The sequence below is a fragment of the Enterobacter cloacae genome (assembly GCF_013375935.1).
Lineage (GTDB): Bacteria > Pseudomonadota > Gammaproteobacteria > Enterobacterales > Enterobacteriaceae > Enterobacter > Enterobacter pasteurii.
The window spans coordinates 1,846,632-1,869,744 of record NZ_CP056117.1; the positions used below are offsets into that span (position 1 = coordinate 1,846,632).

The 23,113-nt window shown below is 56.9% G+C and carries 15 protein-coding genes and 1 tRNA gene; 5 read left to right on the forward strand and 11 right to left on the reverse strand.

Features of this window, described 5'->3' with window-relative positions:
* Positions 1-19 precede the first annotated feature (19 nt).
* On the reverse strand, positions 20-2,620 hold the full coding sequence (locus HWQ14_RS08765; RefSeq protein WP_176609490.1) for an autotransporter outer membrane beta-barrel domain-containing protein: 2,601 nt from the start codon (positions 2,618-2,620) through the stop codon (positions 20-22).
* Positions 2,621-3,122: 502 nt separating this feature from the next.
* Between HWQ14_RS08765 and HWQ14_RS08770 the strand changes: the two genes are divergently transcribed.
* Positions 3,123-4,670, forward strand: coding sequence for a methyl-accepting chemotaxis protein (locus tag HWQ14_RS08770; protein WP_176609491.1), 1,548 nt, complete (start codon positions 3,123-3,125; stop codon positions 4,668-4,670).
* Between the two features lie 38 nt (positions 4,671-4,708).
* Here the strand turns inward: HWQ14_RS08770 and fucR are convergent, their stop codons facing one another.
* Together fucR and yghU are read right to left on the reverse strand one after the other, a co-directional pair.
* A complete protein-coding gene (fucR, locus tag HWQ14_RS08775; protein WP_176609492.1) occupies positions 4,709-5,437 on the reverse strand; it encodes an L-fucose operon activator in 729 nt (242 codons plus the stop codon).
* Positions 5,438-5,589: 152 nt separating this feature from the next.
* Positions 5,590-6,456 (reverse strand): glutathione-dependent disulfide-bond oxidoreductase, encoded by an 867-nt coding sequence (gene yghU, locus HWQ14_RS08780; protein ID WP_176609493.1) that lies wholly within the window; start codon positions 6,454-6,456, stop codon positions 5,590-5,592.
* Between the two features lie 183 nt (positions 6,457-6,639).
* Between yghU and gss the strand changes: the two genes are divergently transcribed.
* Positions 6,640-8,502 carry a bifunctional glutathionylspermidine amidase/synthase gene (gene gss, locus HWQ14_RS08785; RefSeq protein ID WP_176609494.1) on the forward strand — a complete coding sequence of 621 codons (1,863 nt, stop codon included), beginning with the start codon at positions 6,640-6,642 and terminating at the stop codon, positions 8,500-8,502.
* 52 nt (positions 8,503-8,554) lie between these two features.
* Here gss and pgaD read toward each other — a convergent pair whose 3' ends face one another.
* From pgaD to pgaA, 4 genes are read right to left on the reverse strand one after another with little or no spacing between them, the layout of a single operon-like run.
* Entirely contained in the window at positions 8,555-8,989 is a 435-nt protein-coding gene (gene pgaD / locus HWQ14_RS08790) for a poly-beta-1,6-N-acetyl-D-glucosamine biosynthesis protein PgaD (RefSeq protein WP_176609495.1), read from the reverse strand.
* Positions 8,986-10,317 (reverse strand): poly-beta-1,6-N-acetyl-D-glucosamine synthase, encoded by a 1,332-nt coding sequence (pgaC, locus tag HWQ14_RS08795; RefSeq protein WP_176609496.1) that lies wholly within the window; start codon positions 10,315-10,317, stop codon positions 8,986-8,988. The genes pgaD and pgaC overlap by 4 nt, the downstream gene beginning before the upstream one ends.
* Positions 10,310-12,247, reverse strand: a complete 1,938-nt coding sequence (pgaB, locus tag HWQ14_RS08800) for a poly-beta-1,6-N-acetyl-D-glucosamine N-deacetylase PgaB (RefSeq protein WP_176609497.1) — start codon at positions 12,245-12,247, stop codon at positions 10,310-10,312. The genes pgaC and pgaB overlap by 8 nt, the downstream gene beginning before the upstream one ends.
* Before the next feature lie 8 nt (positions 12,248-12,255).
* On the reverse strand, positions 12,256-14,694 hold the full coding sequence (gene pgaA, locus HWQ14_RS08805) for a poly-beta-1,6 N-acetyl-D-glucosamine export porin PgaA (protein WP_176609498.1): 2,439 nt from the start codon (positions 14,692-14,694) through the stop codon (positions 12,256-12,258).
* 669 nt (positions 14,695-15,363) lie between these two features.
* On the opposite strand from pgaA, the gene HWQ14_RS08810 reads away from it, so the two are divergent.
* Positions 15,364-15,891, forward strand: a complete 528-nt coding sequence (locus HWQ14_RS08810) for a LuxR C-terminal-related transcriptional regulator (protein ID WP_148418646.1) — start codon at positions 15,364-15,366, stop codon at positions 15,889-15,891.
* A 61-nt stretch (positions 15,892-15,952) separates the two neighbouring features.
* Here the strand turns inward: HWQ14_RS08810 and HWQ14_RS08815 are convergent, their stop codons facing one another.
* Together HWQ14_RS08815 and HWQ14_RS08820 are read right to left on the reverse strand one after the other, a co-directional pair.
* A complete protein-coding gene (locus HWQ14_RS08815; RefSeq protein ID WP_176609499.1) occupies positions 15,953-19,015 on the reverse strand; it encodes an autotransporter outer membrane beta-barrel domain-containing protein in 3,063 nt (1,020 codons plus the stop codon).
* Positions 19,016-19,131: 116 nt separating this feature from the next.
* Positions 19,132-19,446 (reverse strand): lipoprotein, encoded by a 315-nt coding sequence (locus tag HWQ14_RS08820; RefSeq protein ID WP_148418491.1) that lies wholly within the window; start codon positions 19,444-19,446, stop codon positions 19,132-19,134.
* Positions 19,447-19,621: 175 nt separating this feature from the next.
* Between HWQ14_RS08820 and HWQ14_RS08825 the strand changes: the two genes are divergently transcribed.
* Together HWQ14_RS08825 and HWQ14_RS08830 are read left to right on the forward strand one after the other, a co-directional pair.
* Complete coding sequence (locus tag HWQ14_RS08825) at positions 19,622-20,254, forward strand: LuxR C-terminal-related transcriptional regulator (protein ID WP_148418492.1); 633 nt, start codon at positions 19,622-19,624, stop codon at positions 20,252-20,254.
* Positions 20,251-22,038 carry a hybrid sensor histidine kinase/response regulator gene (locus tag HWQ14_RS08830; RefSeq protein WP_176609500.1) on the forward strand — a complete coding sequence of 596 codons (1,788 nt, stop codon included), beginning with the start codon at positions 20,251-20,253 and terminating at the stop codon, positions 22,036-22,038. The genes HWQ14_RS08825 and HWQ14_RS08830 overlap by 4 nt, the downstream gene beginning before the upstream one ends.
* Positions 22,039-22,149: 111 nt before the next feature.
* On the opposite strand, the gene HWQ14_RS08835 is transcribed toward HWQ14_RS08830, so the two are convergent.
* Together HWQ14_RS08835 and HWQ14_RS08840 are read right to left on the reverse strand one after the other, a co-directional pair.
* A tRNA-Phe gene (locus tag HWQ14_RS08835) sits at positions 22,150-22,225 on the reverse strand.
* Positions 22,226-22,320: 95 nt separating this feature from the next.
* The gene (locus HWQ14_RS08840; RefSeq protein ID WP_148418494.1) at positions 22,321-23,034 is read right to left on the reverse strand and encodes a DUF554 domain-containing protein; all 714 of its coding nucleotides are present in this window, start codon (positions 23,032-23,034) and stop codon (positions 22,321-22,323) included.
* Positions 23,035-23,113 lie beyond the last annotated feature (79 nt).

Below are 23,113 nucleotides of genomic sequence, written 5' to 3' on the forward strand. Positions count from 1 at the left end.
CCCGGCAATCCGTCCGAGCTTAGAAGCTGTAGCTCATACCCGCCTGCACGCTGGCATCGTTATCCACGTCTCCCGTGCCAACATACACGCCGGTATTGAGCGTGAAGTTATGCGCGATGCTGGCGTTAATGCCTGCCCCAAAGATCCCCATGCTGTTGTTGTGACCGGCGGTGTTGTGGTAATCCGCTGCCTTAATGTCCGTATCATCGCTGAACTCTTTCTGGAAGCGGGCATCCACCCACGGCATTACCGTCACGTTTTTGTTCAGATCGGTAAGCATGGTGGTCAGACGTACCCCGGCGCCGCCGTTCCAGGAAGAGACCTGACTGTCGGCAAAGGTCACTTCGCTGTCGGAGAACCCGTTTGCTTTTGTCTCATCCCAGCCTAAGGTGGCGTAAGGTTGCAGCAGGGTCTCACCAGGCAGCAGTACGTTAACACCGGTGCGGGCCTGCGCCAGATACAGGCTACCGTCCGTCGAGCCGCTCAGCGCCTCGGTCATGCCGCTGGTATCGCCGGTGACGTTGCTGGCGGAGAGGGAGTAACGCATATCGCCATAGCTGAAGCTGCCGTCAGCGAACAGGCCCCAGGTTCTGCCGTTCAGCGCCTGCTGCCAGCCGCCGTAAAGGCTGTAGTAGTTACCGTAAACGCTGTCATTGAAGCTATCTGCGCCGTTGCTGGTGTCCTGCACGCGGCTGCGCGTCCAGGCCAGGGCAATACCGCCGGTAACGCTGTCGCCGTTGCTCAGGTGAGCCGTCCAGTCAACGCCGCCCTGCGCGCCCTGGGTAATGCTTTTATAGTCCACGTCGTTGCTGAAGTTGCCGTTCTGGTAGAGGAAATCGCCCCACACCTGCGCGCCGTCCTGCTCGTCGCCCAGCATATTCGCGAGATGAACCTGGTTCATATGGTTGCTAATGTCATCCGCAACCTGATGCCCGGCCTGCTCGGCGGCATCCAGACCCGCAACCAGCCCCTGGACGTCGCTGGCGAGGCTTCCCTTCTGGCTGTTAAATTCAATATTCCAGCTCTGGCTATTATCGGCTGCCAGCATCGTCTGCGGTGCCGCGTCGGCAGCAACAATATTCAGGCTGTTATCGTAGTTATAGGCACCGCTGCGGTTTTCAACCTCCTGCTTGCCGTTGGTGAAGGTTGCGGCGGCATAATGTTGCGGTGCGCTGCTGCCTGCTGTGGTGAAGGTGCCGAGGATGACGCCCTGCTGATTCATCGCGGACGGGGTAATGCTGTTTACGATGACCGCATTATTGGCCCCGGTAATAGTGCCGAAGTTCACAAAGCTGTCGGTACTCATCGTAACCATCGCATTGCTGCCGGTGGTGGCGGCAATGAGCGTGGAGCCGTTTTGCAAACTCCAGCTGGTCGCATCGTGAATTTTATCAATGGCGATGCTGTTATCGCTGGTGGTATTTACCGTCTCGAACTGGCTTATTTCGCCGGAAATAGCGCTGCCGGCGTCCATTGAAAGCGTATCGCTACCGTCACCGCCGTCAACGTCGCCGTTAACGTGGGAGTTATTGGTGAGCACAACCGTGTCATCACCCGCGCCGGTGGTAATATCGCCATTCACCGTGGCGTTATTTTGCAGGGTGATGGTGGTGTTACCGCTGTTCTGGCTGGTATTCACTGCGCCGTTAATTGTGCTGTTATCCACCAGAACCGAATTGGCTGAATTTCCGCCCAGCGTAATATTGCCGTTCACCACGCTACGGTTATTCAGCGAAAGGGTGGTTGTGCCTTTTTCGTTAATCACGCCGATATCACCCGTCACGGTGCTGTTATTGAGTGTCAGCGAATCGGCTTTTGTGCCGTACATGGCAACGGCGACGTCGCCAAACGCATCCAGATTCAAATCGCTGAAGGGCTGATATTCGCTAAGTTTTTCCGCCAGCGTATCGATATTTTGGGCAATCTCGCTTTGAGATCCGTCTACCGTGGCGTTGGTCAGGGTAATGGTGGTATCAGATTTATCGCTACCCGCGTAAATGCCACCTTTATCCATCGTGCTGTTGCTGATGTTAATGTTTTGCACACCCGCGCCCGCGCTTACAATACTGCCGTGCAGAACGCTACCGTTCTGGATATTCACGTTATGGTAGCCTTTATCCATCGGGTCAAGATAAATGGCGGAGCCCATCATATAAGCTTTATCTCTGTCGTAATCACCCGCGCTGTTTTCACCGTTCAGCGTCGAACTATCGACCGTTATCGTCGTATTGGTTGTTTTAAATTCTGAACCGGTCTCAATCATATCCACGGTTGCGCCGTTGTTCAGGTTGATATTCACTGTGCCGCCGTTGCTGCCCTGAATATAATGACCAGACATATCCGTGCCGGAGACGGTCAACGTTTGGGTATCACCCTCTTTACGATGGCCATCCATATAAATATTGGTTGCCGTAGCGTTCGCCATAACGGCATTGGTTACTCCTGGATCCTCAAAGTAATTACCATGGTCATATATAGATAATCCGCAGGTTTGGGTTGTCGCGCCATCTTTGCAATCCGGCGTGGATGCGGCAGGCGTGATGGACGCATGGGCGCTGAATGAGGCCAATGCCATTACAATACTCTGCGAAAGCAGGGTCAGGTTCGTTAATTTGCGCATTTGAATTTCTCTGAATAAAAAAGTCGGCTTTTTTTTTAAACCACTTCATGCAAATTCAGAACTTTCTTAAGCAGGTGGGGTGTAATGAAATTTTAAACATCAGAACAGGCTTAAGATGCCGGAAAAATAGATTTGTGTGATAAATAATTTAAAACATATTTATTGTATAAATCTGGCTGAATGATTAGCACGCAAATTAAGGGGTTTCTTACTAAAGCTGGCGCTATCTATCGATCTTATCTGTGAGTGAGGTAAGCCTTCCGAATTTTAAGGTTAATTTTATGTGTAACTGTTTTACATTTTCTTATCAGCCGTAATGTAAAAACACACATTTTTCCGGACAGGATTTCCGCGCCGACGATTATCGTTATCGCTCGTAAACCGGCCCAGTAAAAAATTTTATAAAATTACGCGCGAAAGATTATAACTTCGTCTTTTCCTGCCGATAACGAGGAAAGTACTCGCCTATGGGCGAATTCACCCTCACGGCAAGGAATACTTAATGAATATGCTTCGTAATTTCACCATCCGTTTCGTCCTGTTGGCGATACTGGGGATCTTTTGCGTCATGTGGGCAGGCGTGGGGCTTTACAGCACCTGGTCGCTGTCCCGTGTTTCTGATGGTAATGAGGTCGACCGCCAGCTGGTCAGGCAGATGACGGTGCTGAGCCAGGGTAACGATCAGTACTTCCGCTTCGTCACCCGCCTGAGCCGTGCGATGGAGGTCAAAGCGGCAGGCGGCACGCCGGACCTGTCCTCCGCCCAGCAGGCGCTGGATAACATGGGGAAAAAGCTGGCGGAGATGAAGGCTATCTCCCCGGGGCCGATGGATGAAAAAGTCTCTGCGCAGGTGATTTCCACCTGGCAGGCGCTGCTTGACCAGGGCGTAACGCCGCAGATGGCGCAGGCGAAGCAGGCGACGCTCGAAGGCTATCGTCAGCACGCTAACAGCGTCACGCCACCCCTGAGCCGTGCATTCGGGGCAGCGGCTGAGAACTTCAACGATACCGCCGCGAAGGCGCTCGACAGCACGCGCGTTATCGTCGACGGCCTCACCAGCATGACCCGGACGGTGATTATCACCGCCACGATCGCGGGTCTGCTGATCCTGCTCTTCACTGACCGCTACCTGGTGGCGATGCTGGTAAAACCGCTGGAACGCATCCGCCAGCAGTTTCGTCAGATTGCGCAGGGCGATCTCAGCCAGCCGATTGAGCCCTTTGGCCGCAACTGCGTGGGTCAACTGGTGCCGCTGCTGAGCGCCATGCAGGACAGCCTGCGGGAGGCGGTCAGTACTATCCGTTCCGGCAGCGAAAATATCTGGCGTGGCGCAACGGAGATCTCCAGCGGTAATAACGATCTCTCTTCGCGTACCGAAGAGCAGGCCGCCGCCCTGGAAGAGACCGCTGCCAGCATGGAGCAGCTCACCGCAACGGTGAAGCTGAATGCCGAAAGCGCGCGTCAGGCCAGCCAGCTGGCGGACGTGGCCTCCGGTACGGCCAGCCGTGGCGGCTCGCTGGTGGAGGACGTGGTGACGACCATGAGCGGCATCTCGGACAGCTCGAAGAAAATTGCGGAAATTACCACCGTGATTAACAGCATCGCCTTCCAGACCAACATCCTGGCGCTTAACGCCGCGGTGGAGGCGGCCCGTGCGGGAGAGCAGGGGCGCGGTTTTGCGGTAGTTGCAGGGGAGGTGCGTAACCTTGCCAGCCGCAGCGCGAACGCCGCGAAAGAGATCGAAGGGCTGATTGCCGATTCCGTTGCCCGCGTGGAGCAGGGAGCGCGGCTTGTGAACGATACCGGCACCACCATGGAAGCTATCCTGCGCGACGTGACCGAAGTGACCGTCATCATGAAGCAGATCGCCACCGCGTCGGAGGAGCAGAGCAAAGGGATTTCCCAGGTAGGCGTTGCCATCACGCAGATGGACGGCGTAACCCAGCAGAACGCCTCGCTGGTGGAGCAGGTTTCCGCCGCCGCCGCCGCGCTGGAACGCCAGACAGAAGAGCTCCAGCGCTCGGTGCAGAAGTTCCGCCTTACCGCGTAACGTCCGTGCGTCAGGCCGGAATGCCCGGCCTGACGCCCTTATCGCTTCCCGCCCTCGCTCTGAATAACCTCCGTGACCTGCGACAGCTGGCCGACCTTCACCTCGCTCGACCGCTTAAATTTACTTTTGTCGATGAGCAGCAGCGACTGGCTGGCGCGGCTTAACAGCAGCGCTTTATAGGCCGCGTTGTGCCCGGAGGGATCCCAAAGCACGCCCTGCTCGTCGACGCCCTCGCAGGAGAAGATGAACAGGTCTATCTCCAGCCCTTTAATCTGCGTCACCAGCGCCGGATTAACATAGCAGCGATACTTGCGCTCAAGGGTTCCGCCGGAGCAGATTAACGTGGTTCGCTTGCGCTTCGCCATCTCCTGGCAGATGGGCAGGCTGTTGGTAAAAACGGTGAGTTCGATATCCGGTAGCTGGCGCGCCAGATGAAAGCAGGTCGAGCTGGCGTCAAGGGCGATGGTCATCCCTTCGCCGATCCAGCTCAGCGCGTGGCGGGCAATATCGGCTTTGTCGGCATAATGGCTTTTCAGCCTCGCGCCAAAAGGCTCTCCGCTGTCGCGGCTGTCCAGACGAATCAGGCGCGCGCGTCCATGCTGGCGCAGGATCTTGCCCTGCTGCTGCAGGGCTTTCAGATCCCGGCGGATCGTCTCTTTGCTGACGGAAAGCTTATCCGCCAGCGCCTCCGTGGTCAGCCAGTCGCTTTTACTCATCAGGTTGAGGATGTCCTGCTGTCGGGTCTGCCTGAGCGTCTGGTCTGACATAAAAGATCCTTGCGAAGGAAACAGAATAAGCGGAAGTATGAATTTTTCAGGCCGTAAACCGCAACATCACGCAAAAAAAAACCAGCGCGCAGGCTGGTTTCGATCGTGATTTATCGCGTGTTGCTTCACCCGTTCGGGCGCCCGGCCACTTATCAGGCCTGACGTTTATCTTCCGTCTGGGTATCAAAGTCGCTTGCTGAATGGCGTTCATGCAGCTGCTCGTTCAGCTCGCCGCTGGTGCGGTTAACGATGCGTCCGCGCTTCACGGCCGGGCGATTCGCCACGTCTTTTGCCCAGCGCTGCACGTTGGTGTACTTCTCTGCATCGAGGAACTCGGCGGCGTTATACACGCTGCCCAGCGCCACGCAGCCAAACCATGGCCAGATTGCCATGTCGGCGATGGTGTACTCTTCGCCTGCCACGTAGCGCCCGCGCGCCAGCTGCTTGTCCAGCACGTCGAACAGGCGCTTGGCCTCCATGGTGAAGCGATCGATGGCGTACTCAATCTTCACCGGCGCATAGCTGTAGAAGTGGCCGAAACCGCCACCCAGGAACGGTGCCGCGCCCTGGAGCCAGAACAGCCAGTTCAGGGTCTCCGTGCGTCCCGCCGGATCTTTCGGCAGGAAGTGGCCAAACTTCTCGGCCAGATACAGCAGGATACTGCCGGACTCAAAGACGCGCGTCGGCGGGGTGGTTGAGTGGTCGCGCAGCGCCGGAATTTTTGAGTTCGGGTTCACGTCCACAAAGCCGCTGGAGAACTGATCGCCCTCGCCGATGCGGATTAACCATGCGTCGTACTCCGCGCCCGTCACGCCCAGCGCCAGCAGCTCTTCCAGCATGATGGTGACTTTCTGCCCGTTCGGCGTGCCCAGCGAGTAAAGCTGGAGCGGGTGCGCGCCCACGGGCAGATCTTTCTCGTGCGTGGCGCCTGAAACGGGGCGGTTGATATTGGCGAACGCGCCGCCGTTATTCTTTTTCCATTCCCACACTTTTGGTGGCTGATAGGTGTTCTCTGACATGTTGGCCTGCCTTTTTGGTGTTGTGTTGAGGCAGTGTAGCAGGAGATGGGAGGGGCGTTTAACGATGTGAGCGTAATGGTCGGGGCGGGTGTATGATAACGGCACCTCTGTCAGTTAATTACAACGTGCAGACGACGACAAATCCCACAAAAAATTGCCGCCTGCCTGTTTTAGGTTGGACACATGCGTAAAGGAACGTTAAGCAGTGATGCACCCTTCGGGACGTTATTAGGCTACGCGCCGGGTGGCGTGGCGATTTACTCTTCGAATTACGGCAGCCTCGATCCGCGTAACTACCCGGAAGACGCGGAGTTCCGCAGCTATATTGGCAATGAATACATGGGCCATAAATGGCAGTGCGTTGAATTTGCGCGCCGCTTCCTCTTCCTCAACCACGGTTTTGTCTTTACCGACGTCGGCATGGCGTGGGAGATCTTCTCCCTGCGTTTTTTACGCGAGGTGGTGAACGATAACATCCTGCCGCTCCAGGCCTTTGTCAATGGTTCAAAGCGTCCGCCGCAGGCCGGCGCGCTGCTCATCTGGCAAAAGGGCGGGGAGTTCCACGAGACCGGCCACGTTGCCGTCATTACCCAGCTGCTGGACGACAGGGTGCGCATAGCCGAGCAGAACGTGATCCATTCTCCTCTGCCTATGGGGCAGCAGTGGACGCGCGAGCTGCGCCTTACCGTAGAGAACGGCTGCTACACCCTTCACGACACCTTCAGCGATACCGAGATCCTCGGCTGGATGATCCAGACGGCGGATACTGAACACAGCATTCCTCAGCCGGAGATCGACGGCGAGCTGCTGAAGATCCGCGGCGCGCGGCTGAAGAACAACCGCCAGTTCGACGGAAAGTGGCTCAACGAAAACGACGCGCTGCAGCAGGCGTACGTCCGCGCGAACGGTCATGTCATCAACAGCGATCCGTGCCACTACTTCACCATCACCGGGAGCGCCGAGCAGGAGCTGATCAAAGCCACCAACGAGCTGCATCTGATGTACCTCCACGCAACCGACAAAGTGCTGAAGGACGACAGCCTGCTGGCGCTTTTCGACATCCCGAAAATACTCTGGCCGCGCCTGCGCCTCTCCTGGCAGTGGCGTCGTCACCATATGATCACCGGCCGTATGGATTTCTGCATGGACGAGCGCGGCATAAAGGTTTACGAGTACAACGCGGACTCCGCGTCCTGCCATACCGAGGGGGGCCTGATCCTCGAAGAGTGGGTGAAAAACGGCTATCGCGGCAACGGCCATAACCCGGCGGAAGGGCTGCTGGAGGAGCTGACCGGCGCCTGGAAGCACAGCCACGCGCGGCCGTTCGTGCACATCATGCAGGACAACGATATCGAAGAGGATTACCACGCGCTCTTTATTCAGCGCTCGCTGATGCAGGCCGGGTTTGAAACCAAAATCCTGCATGGGCTGGGCGCGCTGGGCTGGGACGCTGCCGGACAGCTGATTGATGACGAAGGCCGTCACGTTAACTGCGTGTGGAAGACCTGGGCGTGGGAAACGGCGATAGAGCAGATCCGCGAGGTGAGCGAAACCGAATACGCCGCCGTGCCGATCCGCACCGGGCACCCGCAAGGGGAAGTGCGCCTGATTGACGTCCTGCTGCGCCCGGAGGTGCTGGTCTTTGAACCGCTGTGGACGGTGATCCCCGGCAACAAGGCGATCCTGCCGGTGCTGTGGCAGCTGTTCCCGAACCATCGCTATTTGCTCGACACCGATTTTGAGGTTAACGACCTGCTGAAGCAGACCGGCTATGCCGTTAAGCCGATCGCCGGACGCTGCGGCAGCAATATCGATCTCATCAGCGCTCGGGACGAACTGCTGGACAAATCCAGCGGCAGGTTTGTCGATCGTAAAAATATCTATCAGCAGCTGTGGTGCCTGCCGAAGGTCGACGGCAAGTACATTCAGGTCTGTACGTTTACCGTGGGCGGAAACTACGGTGGGACCTGCCTGCGCGGCGATGAATCGCTGGTGGTGAAGAAAGAGAGCGATATTGAACCGCTGATCGTGGTGAAAGATAACTAATTCGTACCAGCGATAAGAAAGCCCCCGGCGGTTAACCTGCGGGGGCTTTTTCTTACTGTTCTTCCTCGTCCTCCTGCTCGCTAATCTTCAGATCGATGATGCGGCCGATCTGGTCATGATAGACCGTCAGCAGGTTGTACTGGCTCATCTCCGAGATCAGCTGCGGTGAAACGTCAAAGCTTCTGGCAAGCTCGTCATGGTGCAAATAGCCCGCACGGCGGCGCCTCACGTGGGTACATCGACGATTGTACTGATACCACAAAATCAGCAGCCAGCCGTTGAGCGCGGCGAGCAGCAGATAGATCAGCACCGTGTTAAAGGAAGCAATGATGTCTCCCCACCGGTACTCGCTCTCCTCGGTTAACTGCATCCACAGCCTGGCATACAGAAAAAACAGAAATCCACCCCACGCCAGCAGGGTTAGCGCGGTATCGAAAAGGCGCGGCAGTAGCCGGTGTTCGGTCAAAATTAAGGTATTTTCGTTCATTGAAGACGTCCTTTTCCCCGGTCCGGGCTGATCCAGCGCGCGCGGGCGCGCTGGCGCTTAAGCATGACTTTTGGAAATGCAACGAGGGTGGTGAACAGGCCGATCATCCAGTAGACCATCGGGAACCAAATCACCCAGAAAAGCGAGCCTGCCACTTTTCGCTCGTACCGCCGCTCGATGTACAGGCTGACAAGGAACTGCATCAGGCACATCAGGCCCAGCAGCAGCCCGGTAAACGCCGGTGGAAAGAGGGTTTCAACGGTCAGGTTGGCGGGCACCGGCGCGACATGGCTGATGATGAATAACAGTACCGTCACCGCGTAGGCAAACGCCCACAGCGTAGACAGCGCGTACTCCAAAAACAGGGGCCGCATGCGATGGTGTTCCCAGCGCACGATCCGGCGAAGGTTGACCAGAAATACCTCCGCGCCGCCCTGCGCCCAGCGCAGGCGCTGTTTCCACAGGCCCCTGAGCGTCTCCGGCATCAGGATCCAGCACAGCGCCCGCGGCTCGAAAAAGATATCCCAGTGGCGCAGCTGGAGCTTCCAGCTGATGTCGATGTCTTCGGTGATCATGTCCGGGCTCCAGTACCCGACGTCCGCCAGCGCCTGGCGGCGAAAGGCGGCGATAACGCCCGAGACGGTAAAGACCCGTCCGTAGATCCGCTGCGTCCGCTTGATAAGCCCAATGATGGATGAGAACTCGCCCACCTGAATACGGCCTATCAGCGTCGAGCGCGTGCGGATCCGCGGGTTGCCGGTGACGGCCCCAACGTGGGGATACTGGATCAGCGGCGCCACCAGATACGCCGCCGTGTCGCGGTCGAGCAGGGCATCGCCGTCAATGCAGACCAGCAGATCGCCCCGGGCCGCCGCCGCCCCGGCCTTGAGCGCTACGGCCTTCCCCTGGTTCTCCGTGAGGTTAATCACCCGCAGGCGCGGCTGCTCCAGCGCGAGCTGGTGCAGCACCCGGGCGGTATTGTCGGAAGAGCCGTCGTTAATGGCGATAACTTCAATATTTTCGTACCGCTGAGCCAGCGCGGCGCCGATGGTCTCTCTGGCATTCCTTTCCTCGTTGAAGCAGGGAATAAGGATGGAAATTAACGGCTCACCGGCGAGCGTCGGGGCTGGCGTTTCTTTGCCCCACGGCCAGCGTCGTTCGAGCTGAAACCAGAAGTAGAGACCGCCGGTTATCCACAGTACGGACATGAACAGCGGCCAGAAGAACACAAAGTCCAGGATCAGCTCGCCGGTAAACAGGGCGGCAACGCCTAATGGCAGCCCGAACACCAGGCATAAAATAGAGAATGCGATAATGCGATCAGTCATTGTCAGGATACCAGTAGGAAGATAATTCAGGCCTGATACGGGACATAGCAGGCTGGTTGTTAATGAAATCGTCGGGGTAGTAGCCGTAGTTTTTGACGCCGTTCAGCTGGAGCACGCGCATCCACTCCACCAGACGCTCGTCGGAAACGGGGCGCTGCGGTTTTTGCGACCAGTCTCTCGCCTGTAGTTCAAAAATGGTCTTATTGAGCGCGCCGGGCCGCGCGGCGACGGCCTTAACCAGGCGCGTCAGCCATGCATTGCTCTCCTCTGCCGGGACGGACTCCATCAGGGGCATTGCCATCGGCACCGTCCAGTCATAGGCCGCCAGAAAATCGTCAAGATTCTGCGCAAACCACGCTTCGCTTTCGGGTTGCAGAATGGGCAGGACGAACATATTGCGCGCGGTTTTGGTTTGCGGGCCGCGGATGTCCTTTACCGCCCGGCTCAGGGCCTGGGTAAACCCAATAAGCAGCTGGCTCCTCTGGCGCGCGGTATTCTGCCCGGCATCGTCAACGTCCGTCAGCACCGCGTCGTCATGGAACACAATCCCGTTGAAGCTGGCATGCCGGGCTAAATCTTCATAGATTTCCGTCACCTGCTGGCGAACCCGCGGGTCCCATGGCGAAAGCCTGATGTAGGGGTCGGTGGCGTCGAGCAATGTACCTGCCTGACGGTCCCGACGCTGAACGCGAGGCAGGGAAGGATCGAGATCGAACGAGAGCACCGGCATCCACGCGAAGACTTTTACGCCCGCCCGGGTCTGGAGCTGCCAGGAGACAAAATTAAAGAGATCGGCCCGGACCGGCAGCCGGCGGTTGGGGAAATAGAGCGCTTTGATTTTGCCGTCGCCCTGCGGGTCGGCAAACGCCTGGAGGAAAACATGGCTTATTTTCATGTCGTAGACCCGCTGGACTAGCTTGTTGATATTCCGGGTCTGCTGGGCCGGGTCGGGATCGTAAACGTAGTCGAGATCGACGTGCATGACGCGCACGGGATCGTGCTCCTGGATCTGGCTGACCGTACTGGCAAAGGTTTTGAGCGAGGGATTTCCGGCAATCAGCAGGCGGGGAATGCTGCTGAGGTTGCGCACGTCCCCCAGCCCGTCCTCCAGGGTAAAGGCCAGCCGGTAGCCCTGTTTTTCGGCAATGGAGAGCGACGTGCCGTTGGCAGCACCGTACGGCCAGACCCAGGCGCGCGGCGCTTTTCCGGTTACCCGGGTGATTTTATCCGTCACCTTGCGGACGTCATCGCCTATCCGCTGGCTGAACTGCGCGTCAGTTTCATAGCGTCCCGTCGCCTTATCGTAAAAGCGGCTGGCGATGGCCGGTTCGCGGCTGCCCTGCGGGTTGGCCGGGATGCCGTAATGTGAGGCCCAGGTATGCGAGCCGATTTCAACCAGCGGGGAGCGGCTTAACTCGCGCACCATGTCCCACGTCGCGAACCGATCGCGGGGCGTCATCAGCCCCCCGAAGTTAACCTTTTGATTTTCCGGCGTATCCACCCAGCTGCCCACCGGCGCCCACAGCGCAGGAACGTTCCATGCCTGAAGCAGCGGCCAGACCCGGGTATAAAAGCTGCTGTAGCCGTCGTCAAAGCTGAGCAAAATGGCTTTCGGCGGCAGCGTTTTCTTTCCGTCATGGGCATCAAGAATGTCCTGCACGCTGATGGCGCGATAGCCGTTATGCAAAAGCCAGCCGATCTGCTCGTTTAGCGCGCTGGTGCGAACGGAGAGGTAGCGCTGGTCGGCGGCATCATCCTCTACGTCGTGATAGGCGAGAACCAGAAACTGGTTTTTCGGCCAGGGCTTGCTCGCCTCCTGCTGCGGCCTCTCTTTGGGCGCAATAAACGAGATCGCCTGCGCGCAAACGCTCGCGCTGAGGCAGAGGCAGGCGATGAGTAACAGTCTCACGGAAAAACGTGTGTTCAGCATATTCATCCTTAAAAGCGTAAAGTCGCATCAAACGAGACGGAAAGATTGCTTTCGCGTTTGCCGTCGTAAGGGCGTTTATCCCAGTTCAGCATCACCCCGGTATCAATGACGTTATTCCACTGAACGCGCTGCCCGTAGCCCAGCAGGGTAACGGCGCCAGGCGACTGATTTTTCTGCCAGTATCCGCCGCCGCCGGCCACAATCTGCTGGCTCCAGAGGGTGTCGTAGTGGCGGTACATCTCATGGTCAACGGACAGGGCTGCCGTGACGGAGAGATCCCGCTCGGGGTTGTAATAGAGCGTATCCCGCAGGCTGTTTTTGCTGGCGGCGATCCCCGGTTCGAGATCCAGCGTCAGGGAGGGGCTTTGCCAGAGACGCTCTTTCCCCGTGAGGGCGTATTCCTGACGGCGGTTATGGTCTGAGAAGCGGCTAACGGCGGCGCTGAGCCGATACTCCCGGCGCTCGTTCTGGTACCAGCGCACTCCGCCTTCGCCCCGGTTCGCGCCGATCCCATTGCGGAGCGCCCGTAATGGCGTGGTGCGGGACAACCGCTCGAGGCTACCGCTGGCCTGCCAGCTATCGTTGAGGCTGTAAGTTGCTGACAGCCGGGCACCCGGCGTGCTTTTACCGTGATAGCGGTTGCTGGAGAGCTCGGCCTCGAGCGTGAGGTCGCGGGGCCGCCACTCAACGCCGCCCAGCAGGTGGCGGCTGATGCCTTTACCTTCGTCAAAATTGCCCTGCGCATAGCGGGCGCCGGCAAACAGCCGCCAGCTATCCGCCATGGGCGGGCCATAGAGCGTGGCGTCCCAGCTCATGTCGTGGCTGCCGCTGACGGGATTGTCCGAGTGCAATCCTTTACCCGCGTTCAGACGCAGTTCAGACATGTGGTGGACCGCTCTGAGCCTGTCCAGACGGCGGGCGCTGCGATCGTCGGGCGCGCGGGCTATCACGTCCTCAGTCAGTAAATCCATCTGTCGCCACTCCTGAAGGTCCATTGCGACGTAAGCCTGCTGTTTCTCAAGCTCCAGATTCGAAGGTTCTAGCGCCTCCGCTCGCTTAAGCTTTTGCTCGGCCGCGCGCGGCAGGCCCCTGGCCTGAAGCAGGGCGGCATAGTCAATCTGTAACCCCTGATTGCCCGGCGCCGTTGACGCCAGACGATGCGCCAGCCTTTCGGCCTCCGGCAGGGCGTTGGTCGCCAGCAAATAGTTAAATGTGAGCGACTGCCCGGTAAGCCACCGATCGTTCGGCTGAGCGGTCGGGGACCCGAAGTCGTAGCGGATCCAGGGGACGCTGCGGGTCTGGCGCTCAACGTAGCGGCGGGCGGCCTGGTACTGCCCCGTATCCAGCCAGGCGTAGAAAAGCGCGTGCTCCTCGTCCTGCGGATCGGAGGCGTACCGTGGATAGCGCTGCAGAAGCGAGAAGGCGGCGGCGGTGTTTTTCTCCTGCAAATAGGCGGATATCGCCCAGCCGATGGCCCACTCCGGCACCGGATGCCGTGCGGCTGTCAGCGCCTGGTATTCGCTAATGACCTGCCGGTAATCACCGTGCGCATACAGCGCGCCAAGCCGATCGATACAGGCAAGGATGACGTCTTCTGCCGCCTGCGGTTCGCTTTGCCAGCGGGAAAGCAGGGCGTAGTAACGATCTAACGCGTTTTGCGCCAGCCGCAGGCGCTCTTTCTCCGTTCTGCCGGGCACGTCCGCCAGGCGAACCATTTCGGCAGCGGCGTTACGTTCAAGGCGGCGACGCTCCGCGGGGGACAGCGCCGCGCTTCGTGACAGCCAGAGCGCGGGCGTGCTTACCCTGTTATCCGCTAGCGCATCGATCGTCTCGCGAAGAAGGGCTGTATTCCCCGGTGCGGCGTTCAGCGCGCGCATGTCCGCCAGCAGCCGATCCCAGCTTTTTCCCTGACGCATCCAGACATAGGAGAGCGTCTCAAGGTGCGCGGGAGAAGGATCGTCCTTAACCATCTGCCGGGCTTCCCGAAGCGCGAGGCGATCCATGCGGGCGTCGGCCAGGGTCTTAACGTAGCCGATGCGGTAATCGTCGTTATCCGGCGCAAGGCTGCGCGCCTCTTTCCACAGCGTTAAGGCGGAAGGCCAGGCTTTTTGGTTTCTTCTTGACTGCGCGACGGCAGCGATGGCGCGAGCGGGCAGCGGCATATAGATGCCATAACGCTGCCAGACCTGAATAACCTCGTTATCGCGGCCCGCCCAGGAGGCTACCTGTAACCAGTCCGCAACCCGTTCGGGCGTTAAAGCATGCTGCTGCTCGTAGCGCTGTACATAATCAAGAAACAGAGCGTAATTACCGTTACGTGCCTGTTGAATCTGATGCTCATAAACGGATTCATCAGCCTGAACCAGAACAGGAAAGAGTAATACCAGGAACAATAATATTGTGGTGCGATAAAAGAATAACGTAGTGAAGCGAAGCGATCTTTCCATATCTATTTGCCATTTGTTTATCATGAATCCATTGCATAACACGGCCGCCTTTTAACTCAGCGTTAAAGGCCATAAAGGAAAACATTAAATCTGAATGATGTTACGTTATGGGGTACTTACCTAAAGGTAATTATGAGCCCTCCGCACAGTGGTTCGGTTGGGGGTAATGTACACCTGATGTGTTGGGGGATAAATAAGCTGAAAAGCGGGGTGGAGGTTTTGAGATAATTCTGGAAGCAAGCGGTTTTTTAGATAATTAAATACAAGGTGTTTGTTTTTAAGTTACTGATAGTATTTGATTTTTCTTTCTTGCTTTTCCTTTTGGCTATATTCGAAATGAAGTTCTGTGCAGTTAATTAAAGAACTTTCCGGTGCATGTTTGGGAAGTTTCATGACAAAAATTCTTAATGTTCAGGGAAGTGACTTTTCTGAAATTCTTTTTTATTTATAATTAACGCAAGCCATTGAGTGATAGTCTGCAAAAAGTCTGGCTCACCAATGCGCATATTGAGGGATGATCAAAGCCAGAATACATTTGCCGTTAATGTAAAGCGCTATAAACGAAAGCGTTCTTCTTTCTTAAGAGGCGGGCTTGCTATAATCTAAAAGGGATGGTTAGTGGCGACTTCAATAGTGTTAGTGACTCAGGATTGTTTCCTTGTCAGGGGGATGCGGCTATTTTTCCCGGATATAATTTGCCTCAGTTCGATTGACAGAAACATATTTGATACCGGTGCAGATGAATATACTGTACTGATTGATAGCCGTACGCCGCTCCGTTTATATGATTACCTGATACGCCATCCGGCCAGAACGAGAAAAACGATCTGCTGCGTTATGCTGGATATGGGCCATCGGGATGAGGATCTGCTCAGTATGAAGCTGTTTATGAACACGTCGCTTACGGCTCCGGATATGGCGTCGTTATTCAATCTGGTGCTCGATATGAAAGGCAGGCGTCTGACAACCAAATGGCTGCTTAACTTACGGCTGAGCAGACACGAAGCGATAATGCTGCGGTTGCTGAAGGCAGGGAGGTCGATGGAAGAGATTGCAGAGAAGCTGAATATGTCGGTCAAAAGCCTGTACCGCAAGCGAACGATGCTGTCGGAGCGGCTAGGGGCGGGGAACTTCAACGAAGCGTGTTTGTTTATCTTTAAAAACAAACTGCTGGACGCGGTTGGGAACGATCCCTAGCTTTGTCAGAAGCCAAAAGCAAAAACCCGCCACGAGGGCGGGTTCGTTAAAGGGAAATCCTTCAGAACGACCAGCGCAGATTAGCGTTAACCGAGTTGACGCGGGTGTCCGCACCATATTGTCCCTGATAACCCACATCCAGCGTCGCAGCACGGGACAGCTGTACGCTCACGCCGATATCACCCACCATCACGTCCTCATCCACGGCCTGCCCCTGAGTAATGAACGCGTCGCTGCCCGCAAACGCCATGCGCGAAGAGGTATTCTTATCGCCATACGCGTGCTGCCATCCCAGCGAACCGTAGAGGTTAACGTTCTTCGGCAGTTCGGTCATACCGCGCACCCCGAGGGTGGAATAGAAGGTGTTCATCGTTTCGTTACGTACGCTCAGCGCGGCGGCACCGCCGTCCTCCCTGAAGCTGTCGGTATGCAGTCGAATGTACGATAAATTGACGAACGGCTCGAGATTCATATCAGGCTGGCCGAAACGGTAGCCCGCTTCGGTGAACGCCAGCAGAGAGTTGGCGTCGTAATCCGACTTCAGCCGATCCGAGAAGCCGCTGAAATCAACGTTGCGCTCGCCTTCGATCTTGTGCCAGGTGTAACCCAGCGCGCCGCGAAGGGAGAACGCATCCTGTTGACCAGCCGCATACAGGCCAAGGTGATAGTTGTCGGTATCCGTTGAGGAACGACGGCTGTCGACGTCGTAATCACCGCGGCTGTAACCGAAGTAGCCACCGACGCGCACGTTATGGTCCGCCAGCTTGCGATCTGCCCCCAGCAGGAAGCCGGTGGTGTTGCCGTCCAGCTTGCCCACGTTACCGTCGCCGCTGTTTCGGCTCCAGGAGCTGAAGGTCTGGCCCCAGACGCCACTGTTTTGCGGCTCCGGCTGCTGCACCAGCGACATCGCTAGCGGTGGTATCGGCAGGCTGTCGTTATCAAACGCGCGCTGCATACGCTGGTTTAAGACGTTAACCACCTGCGTGCTGCCGGCGATAAGACTGGACTGCACGGACGGATAAACTTCACCGGACAGCTGGTTGAACGCCTCGCGCGCTTCCGGCGCGCTCAGCACCAGCAGCGAGTTATACAGCGCCAGCGACGGGCCGCTTTGCGTCAGCGTGGAGAGCGCACCGGCGGTATTCCACTGGTTGCTGCTCCTGGCCACGGTCTGGAAAATCCCCGGCTTGCCGCTGCCCGGGTTTTCACCGCCAGGATCCTCACCGCCCGGGTTTTCTCCACCTGGGTTCTCACCACCTGGGTTCTCACCACCCGGGTTCTCACCACCCGGGTTTTCGCCTCCGGGGTTCTCTCCTCCTGGATTTTCACCGCCAGGGTTTTCGCCTCCAGGATTCTCACCGCCGGTCTCTTTCTGCGCGATGGTCAGATCGACGGCGTTGGTGCTCTGCCTGAGCGCCACGTCCAGGAAGGCGGATTTAGATATCGCCGACGCAAACTCGCCGTCAATCCCGCCGTTCGACGTCAAAATGCGGTAGCTTTGGCCCGTTTTGTAGCTGGTTTGCGGGTCCAGCGCGGTGACCTGTACTTTAGCCAGATCGCTGATGGTCGTTTTGCCCGATACCAGCAGCTGGTCGCTGCGGCCATCTCCCGCGATATCTACGTCATAGAAAGATTCGCCGATAAAGTTCAGATAGCGTTTCAGCGTCAACGTGCCGATATTGCCGTCGCCGGGCGAGATATGCCCGCCGGACAGGATCTCGGTCTGGCCCAGCGTGCCGTTCCCGCCCAGCGTGCCGCCGGCCTTGATTGACGCGGCGCTGCTGTAGCCCAGCCCGTTGCTGACGTCTGAACCCGCCGTCGCGTTGAGGATCAGCGTGCCGCCGTTCTCCGCGCTTAGCGTCTGGACGTCAAAAATATCGTCTTCTGGCCGGGTGTTAATATTGCTGGCAATGATGACTTTACCGCCCCGCGCGGTTACGTTCGCCTGAAGGGCTGAAAGATCGCCGTTCAGCGTCGTCTGCCCGGAGGTGTTGATCACATCCCCTTCGCCGCTCATCGTGTTGCTGAAGACGTAATCGTCGTCGGTATGGTTGAAGTAGACATAGCTGCCGAACAGCCCGCCGCGCAGGCTGATTGCCGTCTTCGCATCAAGGGTTCCCGCGCCGCCCGCCGTGCCAGGCGTTGGCTCCGTTATACCCGTGCCGGTATCCATGTTGCCGCGGCTGCCGATGATGAGCGCACCCCGGTTCGAGCCGGAACCCGATGTCCCCACGATCAGCGTATTGCTGCCTGCGGAAAATGAACCGCCGTCAATAACCGACAGCACGCCGTTGCCATAATCACCCACGCTAACGCTGCTGTCGCTGGTAAAGCGCGAGTCTTTGCCCGCAATCACCAGCTCAGCGGTTTTCCCTGCCCCGGAGACGCCCGCCACCTGCACGCCGCCAACGTTAACCGCTCCGCCGTCCAGTACGTCCAGGTCGCCATTAAGCGTCAACGTACGGCCAACGTTCCACTGTGAGCCGCTCCCGGTGACGGTGGCTTTCGGGCTCAGCGTGTCGGCTTCATCCGGCCCGGTACCATTACCGATGCGCGCATCGTAGGCGGTATTGAGCGCCGCACCGTCCTCAATTGCCAGCGTGGAGCGTGCGCCCAGATCGGGGCCTACGCTCAGAAAATTACTGGTCACGCGAGAGCCGGCACCCGTGGCGATAAGGTGGCTGTCGTAGCCCCGGGTGGTGCCGACAACGATCTCCTTTGCGCTTGCCAGCGCGCCCTCTTCGACTCGCAGGGTGCCGAGCCCGAGATTCAGGTCGCCGCGCAGGACGTACCGATCGTTCACCGCGTTAAGCTCCGCGTTTGGCCCACGGACCGTGACCACGCTTTCATAAATCTGGCCGTCGAACAGCCGACCGATATTGATGTTATAGGCGGTGATTTTGCCATTATCGATCAGCAGGTTTCCGCGTTGAGTACGTCCAACGTAAACATCGCCGGTGTAACCCAGCGTTTCGGTAATACGCGAGTCGCCGTCAAAAAATGCATCGGCTGCACGCGCGACGTCGGCAGGTAAAAGCAATAACAGCGGCGCGGAAAATAGGGCGAGGTAAAGTCTGGAAAGCGGCGTCTTAACCGCTAAAGAATGCGATGTAGAGTTATTCACGGGCTATCTCCGTACTCATTAGCGTGATGTCGGGAAAATCGTTTTTATATGAAAACTCAGATACGTCAGATAACGTAAAAGGCGTTATTTATGTACGCCTTTTGCTGTGGCATTAATTATTTATGTGTGACAACAGGTGTACAGGTTGGCGCGCTCAGCGTCGGTGCGGATCCTAAAATTCCCGGCATCATCATCGATGAGCAATCGAAAATACGCCCTTTTTCCGTCGTCGCGCGATAAGAGAGTTTTTGTCCTCCCAGCGCGTCCGGCTGGGCGCCATTAACGTTGGTCACGGTTATTTCATCCGATGAGCCCAGCCCCAGCATTTTAGCGGTCTCCGCCTGCAGGAGTGGAATAGCCTGATCGGTTTTTAGCGTGGAACAACCGGCTAGCATCAACGTAATGGTTAAAAAGAGCAGCGATTTTTTCATAAATTATCCTTTATATCCAATCAGTTAATTTCACTGATTGTATTTAAGTTCTCAATTACCCAAATCAGCGAATAATATATTTCTCTTTCCTAATCGAAAAAACCCTCCTAAAGTAGGGTGGGTAGATAATAATTCATCCGTACTCTCAGATATGCGAAGGTCAAAGGAGGACCCTTTGGGACAGAATTATGCGCTGGTCGTTGATGACCATCCATTGGTAGCAAGCGGCATCGCCAATTTTCTGATTACACATTGCCAGTTTAAGCAGGCGTGCGTGGTGACGAATGAGGAAGATTGCTACCGTCAAATTAGGGATACCGGCCCGCCACGCTTGCTGGTAATCGATTTTTGGCTCTCGTCCGGAACGGCCCTGAAATTACTCAAAGAAATAAAACAACTTTACCCACAGGTACGACTCCTGGTGGTCAGCGGGGATGACAATAATGATCTCTGGCGGAAAGTGCATGCCGCCGGTGGGCACGGTTTTGTATTGAAAAGCGAGCCGCCTGAAATGTTCTCACGGGCCGTTTTCGCACTCGCTGATAATTTAACCTGGTTTCCTGAGGGAGACGAAATTCCCGTTAAGTCGACCAGTGAGAAGTTAAGTAAATTTAACTTAACGCCGCGACAAATTGACGTGTTAAATATGATTATGCGCGGCCTGCCAAATAAAAGAATCGCCGCACAGCTTTCAATTTCTGAGCCCACGGTTAAAGAACACATCAGCAATATTTTGAAAAAGATAGGCGTTAACAGTCGGGTCGAAGCCATCACGCTTTTGCATGGCAAACAGGAATCATCGGAATGAGGTTTTTCCAGCGTTTACAAAACGATGTTATCTCTGCTCCGGCGCAGATCCGTTTGCTAAACAATACATTTCTACGGCTGGTATTCAGCTTTAGCGCGGTACCCTTTGTCGGTATTCCTTTCGCCATCTGGATTTATATGCTTGGGGACAGCCTCGGCCCAACCATTACCTGGATAATCATTTATCTGCTATGTGCTGTGGCGATACGAATATTGCACCGGCGCTATCAGCGCGAAGCGAAAGAAAATGTTGAAAAGGACGTCCTGCGGCGCTGGCTTCCGCGTATTAATAATATCGCCTTTATTCACGGGCTGGGCATTTCATCACTCTATTTAATTACGCCACAGACGCAGAACTTTGACTTTTTCCTGCTGCTTAATATCAGCATTGCCGCCATCGTTGCCGCCAACGCAACGCATCTGACGCCGGTCATCAGCACCTTTACGCGTTTTTTCTTCGCCTCGTGGGGCGTGCTGAACCTCGGTATTATCTGGCGGCTGGATGAGCTGATGTTCATTGTGCTTATGCTGAACCTGCTTTACGGCTTCGCGATTTACCGCCATGCGTTAACGTCACATGCGTTCTTTATTCAGCAGGCGCTGCTTGAGGAAAAAAGCTCACGCCTGGCGGAGCAGTTTCGTCAGGCCAAAGAGGACGCGGAGCAGGCGCTGCTGGATAAAAATCAGTTTCTGACAACCGCCAGCCACGATCTGCGCCAGCCCGTGCACGCTATGGGCTTTCTGATCGAAGCCATCCTCCACCGAAACCGGGACGACAGCCTGACGCCGCAACTCCTTGACCTGCAGCAGAGCGTTCGCTCGGTACATTTGATGCTCAATTCTCTGCTCGATCTCAGCAAAATAGAATCCGGGAATGTACTCTCTGTCCCTACCAGAGTGGATATCGGCGCTCTGCTCGACTCGGTCATCACGCTGTTTCGCGAAGAGGCCAACAGCCGCGCACTTAGGCTGTGCACCCGGCGGCCCAAACGCCGCATCTGCGTGACAGGCGATCCGCTTCTGGTGCGACAGTCCCTGATTAACCTGATTCAAAACGCCCTCCGCTACACGCTCAAGGGCGGCGTGCTGGTCGCCATCCGACCGCGCGGCGAGGAGTGTATGGTGGAGGTGTGGGACACGGGGGTCGGTATCGCCGATGATGAGAAAGGCAAAATCTTTTCACCTTACTACCGCCCCGAGCTGGCATGGAAGATCGACAGCGCCGGACACGGGCTGGGGCTGGCCGTAGTCGCCCGCTGTGCCAAGCTGATGAAGGTGAAGTACGGGATGCAATCCATTGAAGGTAAAGGCTCACGCTTCTGGATGCGCTTCAACCAATATGCTGGCGAAGACATCGCGCCGGATATCCCGCCCGCCAGCGACAACACCGCCACGCCGGTACGCTATGCGCCGCTGCACGGCTCCTGCCTGGTCGTCGATGACGACCCGCTGGTGACGTCTGCCTGGGAGAGCCTGATGAGCGTCTGGGGAATCAACGTGCGCTGTGCGGCCTCCGCTGAAGAAGCGTTTGCCATAATCGACGACGGCTTTACGCCGTTCGCCGTGCTGTGCGACCAGCGTCTGCGATCCGGCGAAAGCGGCTTCGACATCCTGAAGGCGCTTTTTGAACGCCTGCCGGATATGAGCGGCGCGATAGTCAGCGGCGAATTTAATTCACCGGTTCTGCTGGAGGCGGAGCAGGAGGGGTACCTGGTGCTCCGCAAGCCTCTCGAGCCGGCTAAACTGCATGCGCTGCTGACGCAGTGGTCGGGGGGGAATGGATAAAAACGTGGCTGCGGGATTACGTTGATTGAGCGGGGGCAAGTTAAGGCATTACGGAAGGATTGGCGGGCTTAGAAAGCAAAAACCCGCCACGAGGGCGGGTTCTTTAAATAGTGGTGCCCGGACTCGGAATCGAACCAAGGACACGGGGATTTTCAATCCCCTGCTCTACCGACTGAGCTATCCGGGCAACGGGGCGCATTAAACCCGATTCATCCTCCGTCGTCAACGAAATTTGTTGTTTTCGTTGCAGACTGCACACTCTCTCACCATTTCGCCGCAAACTTAAGCGAAAAAGTGCGTCCAGAGCGCGGAAAGGGGCATTGCGAGCAGCAGGGCAGGGAGCATATTCACCACCGCGAACATTTTGATCCCGCAGATGCGCAGCCCCGTCGCCAGCAGCAGCAGGCCACCGACGGCGGTAAAGTCCGCCATCATCGCGGGCGTCGTCAGCGGCAGGATCAGCGCGGCGCAGGCGGCAAGCGCCAGCTGGATAAGCAGCATCGGCACACTAATCGCGGCGACGGCGATGCCGAGCGTGGTGGCAAAAATCGTGGCGGTGAAGAAATCCAGAAATGCCTTCGCAATCAGGATGCTGGGGTCACCGGTCATCCCTTCCTGCATCGAACCGAATATTCCCGTCCCGCTGGCGCAGAACAAAATAATTATCGCGACGTAGTTCTGAATAAACGATTCATGGGTGCCGTGTTTCGCCTTGCCCGGCCGGGCAATCAGGTTTTTGGCCTTGCCTACCGCGCTGTTGATGCCTTTTTCCAGATAGCAAAACTCGCCTATCAGGGCGCCAAGCAGCGTTGCCAGCACCATCACCGGCAGGTTGGCGCATTTAATCACTAACAGGATGCCGATCCCCAAAGATGCCAGTCCAAAAATAGAGGGCATAGAGACCCGAATACGCTCCGGCAATCGCTGACTGAGCACCGCTCCGAGTACGCCGCCCAGCAGTACGGCTCCCGCGTTGATAAAGGGTCCAATAACCACGTTTAACTCCTGTTATTTAAGCATTGGCATTGCATGATTATGGCACGTCTGTGCCTGATTACGCTTAGCTTTGGGAGGC

Excerpts from the sequence above, each read along its gene's own strand:
- fucR (WP_176609492.1), bottom strand. The coding sequence starts at position 5,437 with ATGTCAGACCAGACGCTCAGGCAGACCCGACAGCAGGACATCCTCAAC.
- HWQ14_RS08830 (WP_176609500.1), top strand. The coding sequence starts at position 20,251 with ATGAGGTTTTTCCAGCGTTTACAAAACGATGTTATCTCTGCTCCGGCG.
- pgaC (WP_176609496.1), bottom strand. The coding sequence starts at position 10,317 with ATGACTGATCGCATTATCGCATTCTCTATTTTATGCCTGGTGTTCGGG.
- pgaB (WP_176609497.1), bottom strand. The coding sequence starts at position 12,247 with ATGCTGAACACACGTTTTTCCGTGAGACTGTTACTCATCGCCTGCCTC.
- yghU (WP_176609493.1), bottom strand. The coding sequence starts at position 6,456 with ATGTCAGAGAACACCTATCAGCCACCAAAAGTGTGGGAATGGAAAAAG.
- pgaD (WP_176609495.1), bottom strand. The coding sequence starts at position 8,989 with ATGAACGAAAATACCTTAATTTTGACCGAACACCGGCTACTGCCGCGC.
- HWQ14_RS08810 (WP_148418646.1), top strand. The coding sequence starts at position 15,364 with ATGCGGCTATTTTTCCCGGATATAATTTGCCTCAGTTCGATTGACAGA.
- HWQ14_RS08820 (WP_148418491.1), bottom strand. The coding sequence starts at position 19,446 with ATGAAAAAATCGCTGCTCTTTTTAACCATTACGTTGATGCTAGCCGGT.
- HWQ14_RS08765 (WP_176609490.1), bottom strand. The coding sequence starts at position 2,620 with ATGCGCAAATTAACGAACCTGACCCTGCTTTCGCAGAGTATTGTAATG.
- gss (WP_176609494.1), top strand. The coding sequence starts at position 6,640 with ATGCGTAAAGGAACGTTAAGCAGTGATGCACCCTTCGGGACGTTATTA.
- HWQ14_RS08770 (WP_176609491.1), top strand. The coding sequence starts at position 3,123 with ATGAATATGCTTCGTAATTTCACCATCCGTTTCGTCCTGTTGGCGATA.
- pgaA (WP_176609498.1), bottom strand. The coding sequence starts at position 14,694 with ATGGAAAGATCGCTTCGCTTCACTACGTTATTCTTTTATCGCACCACA.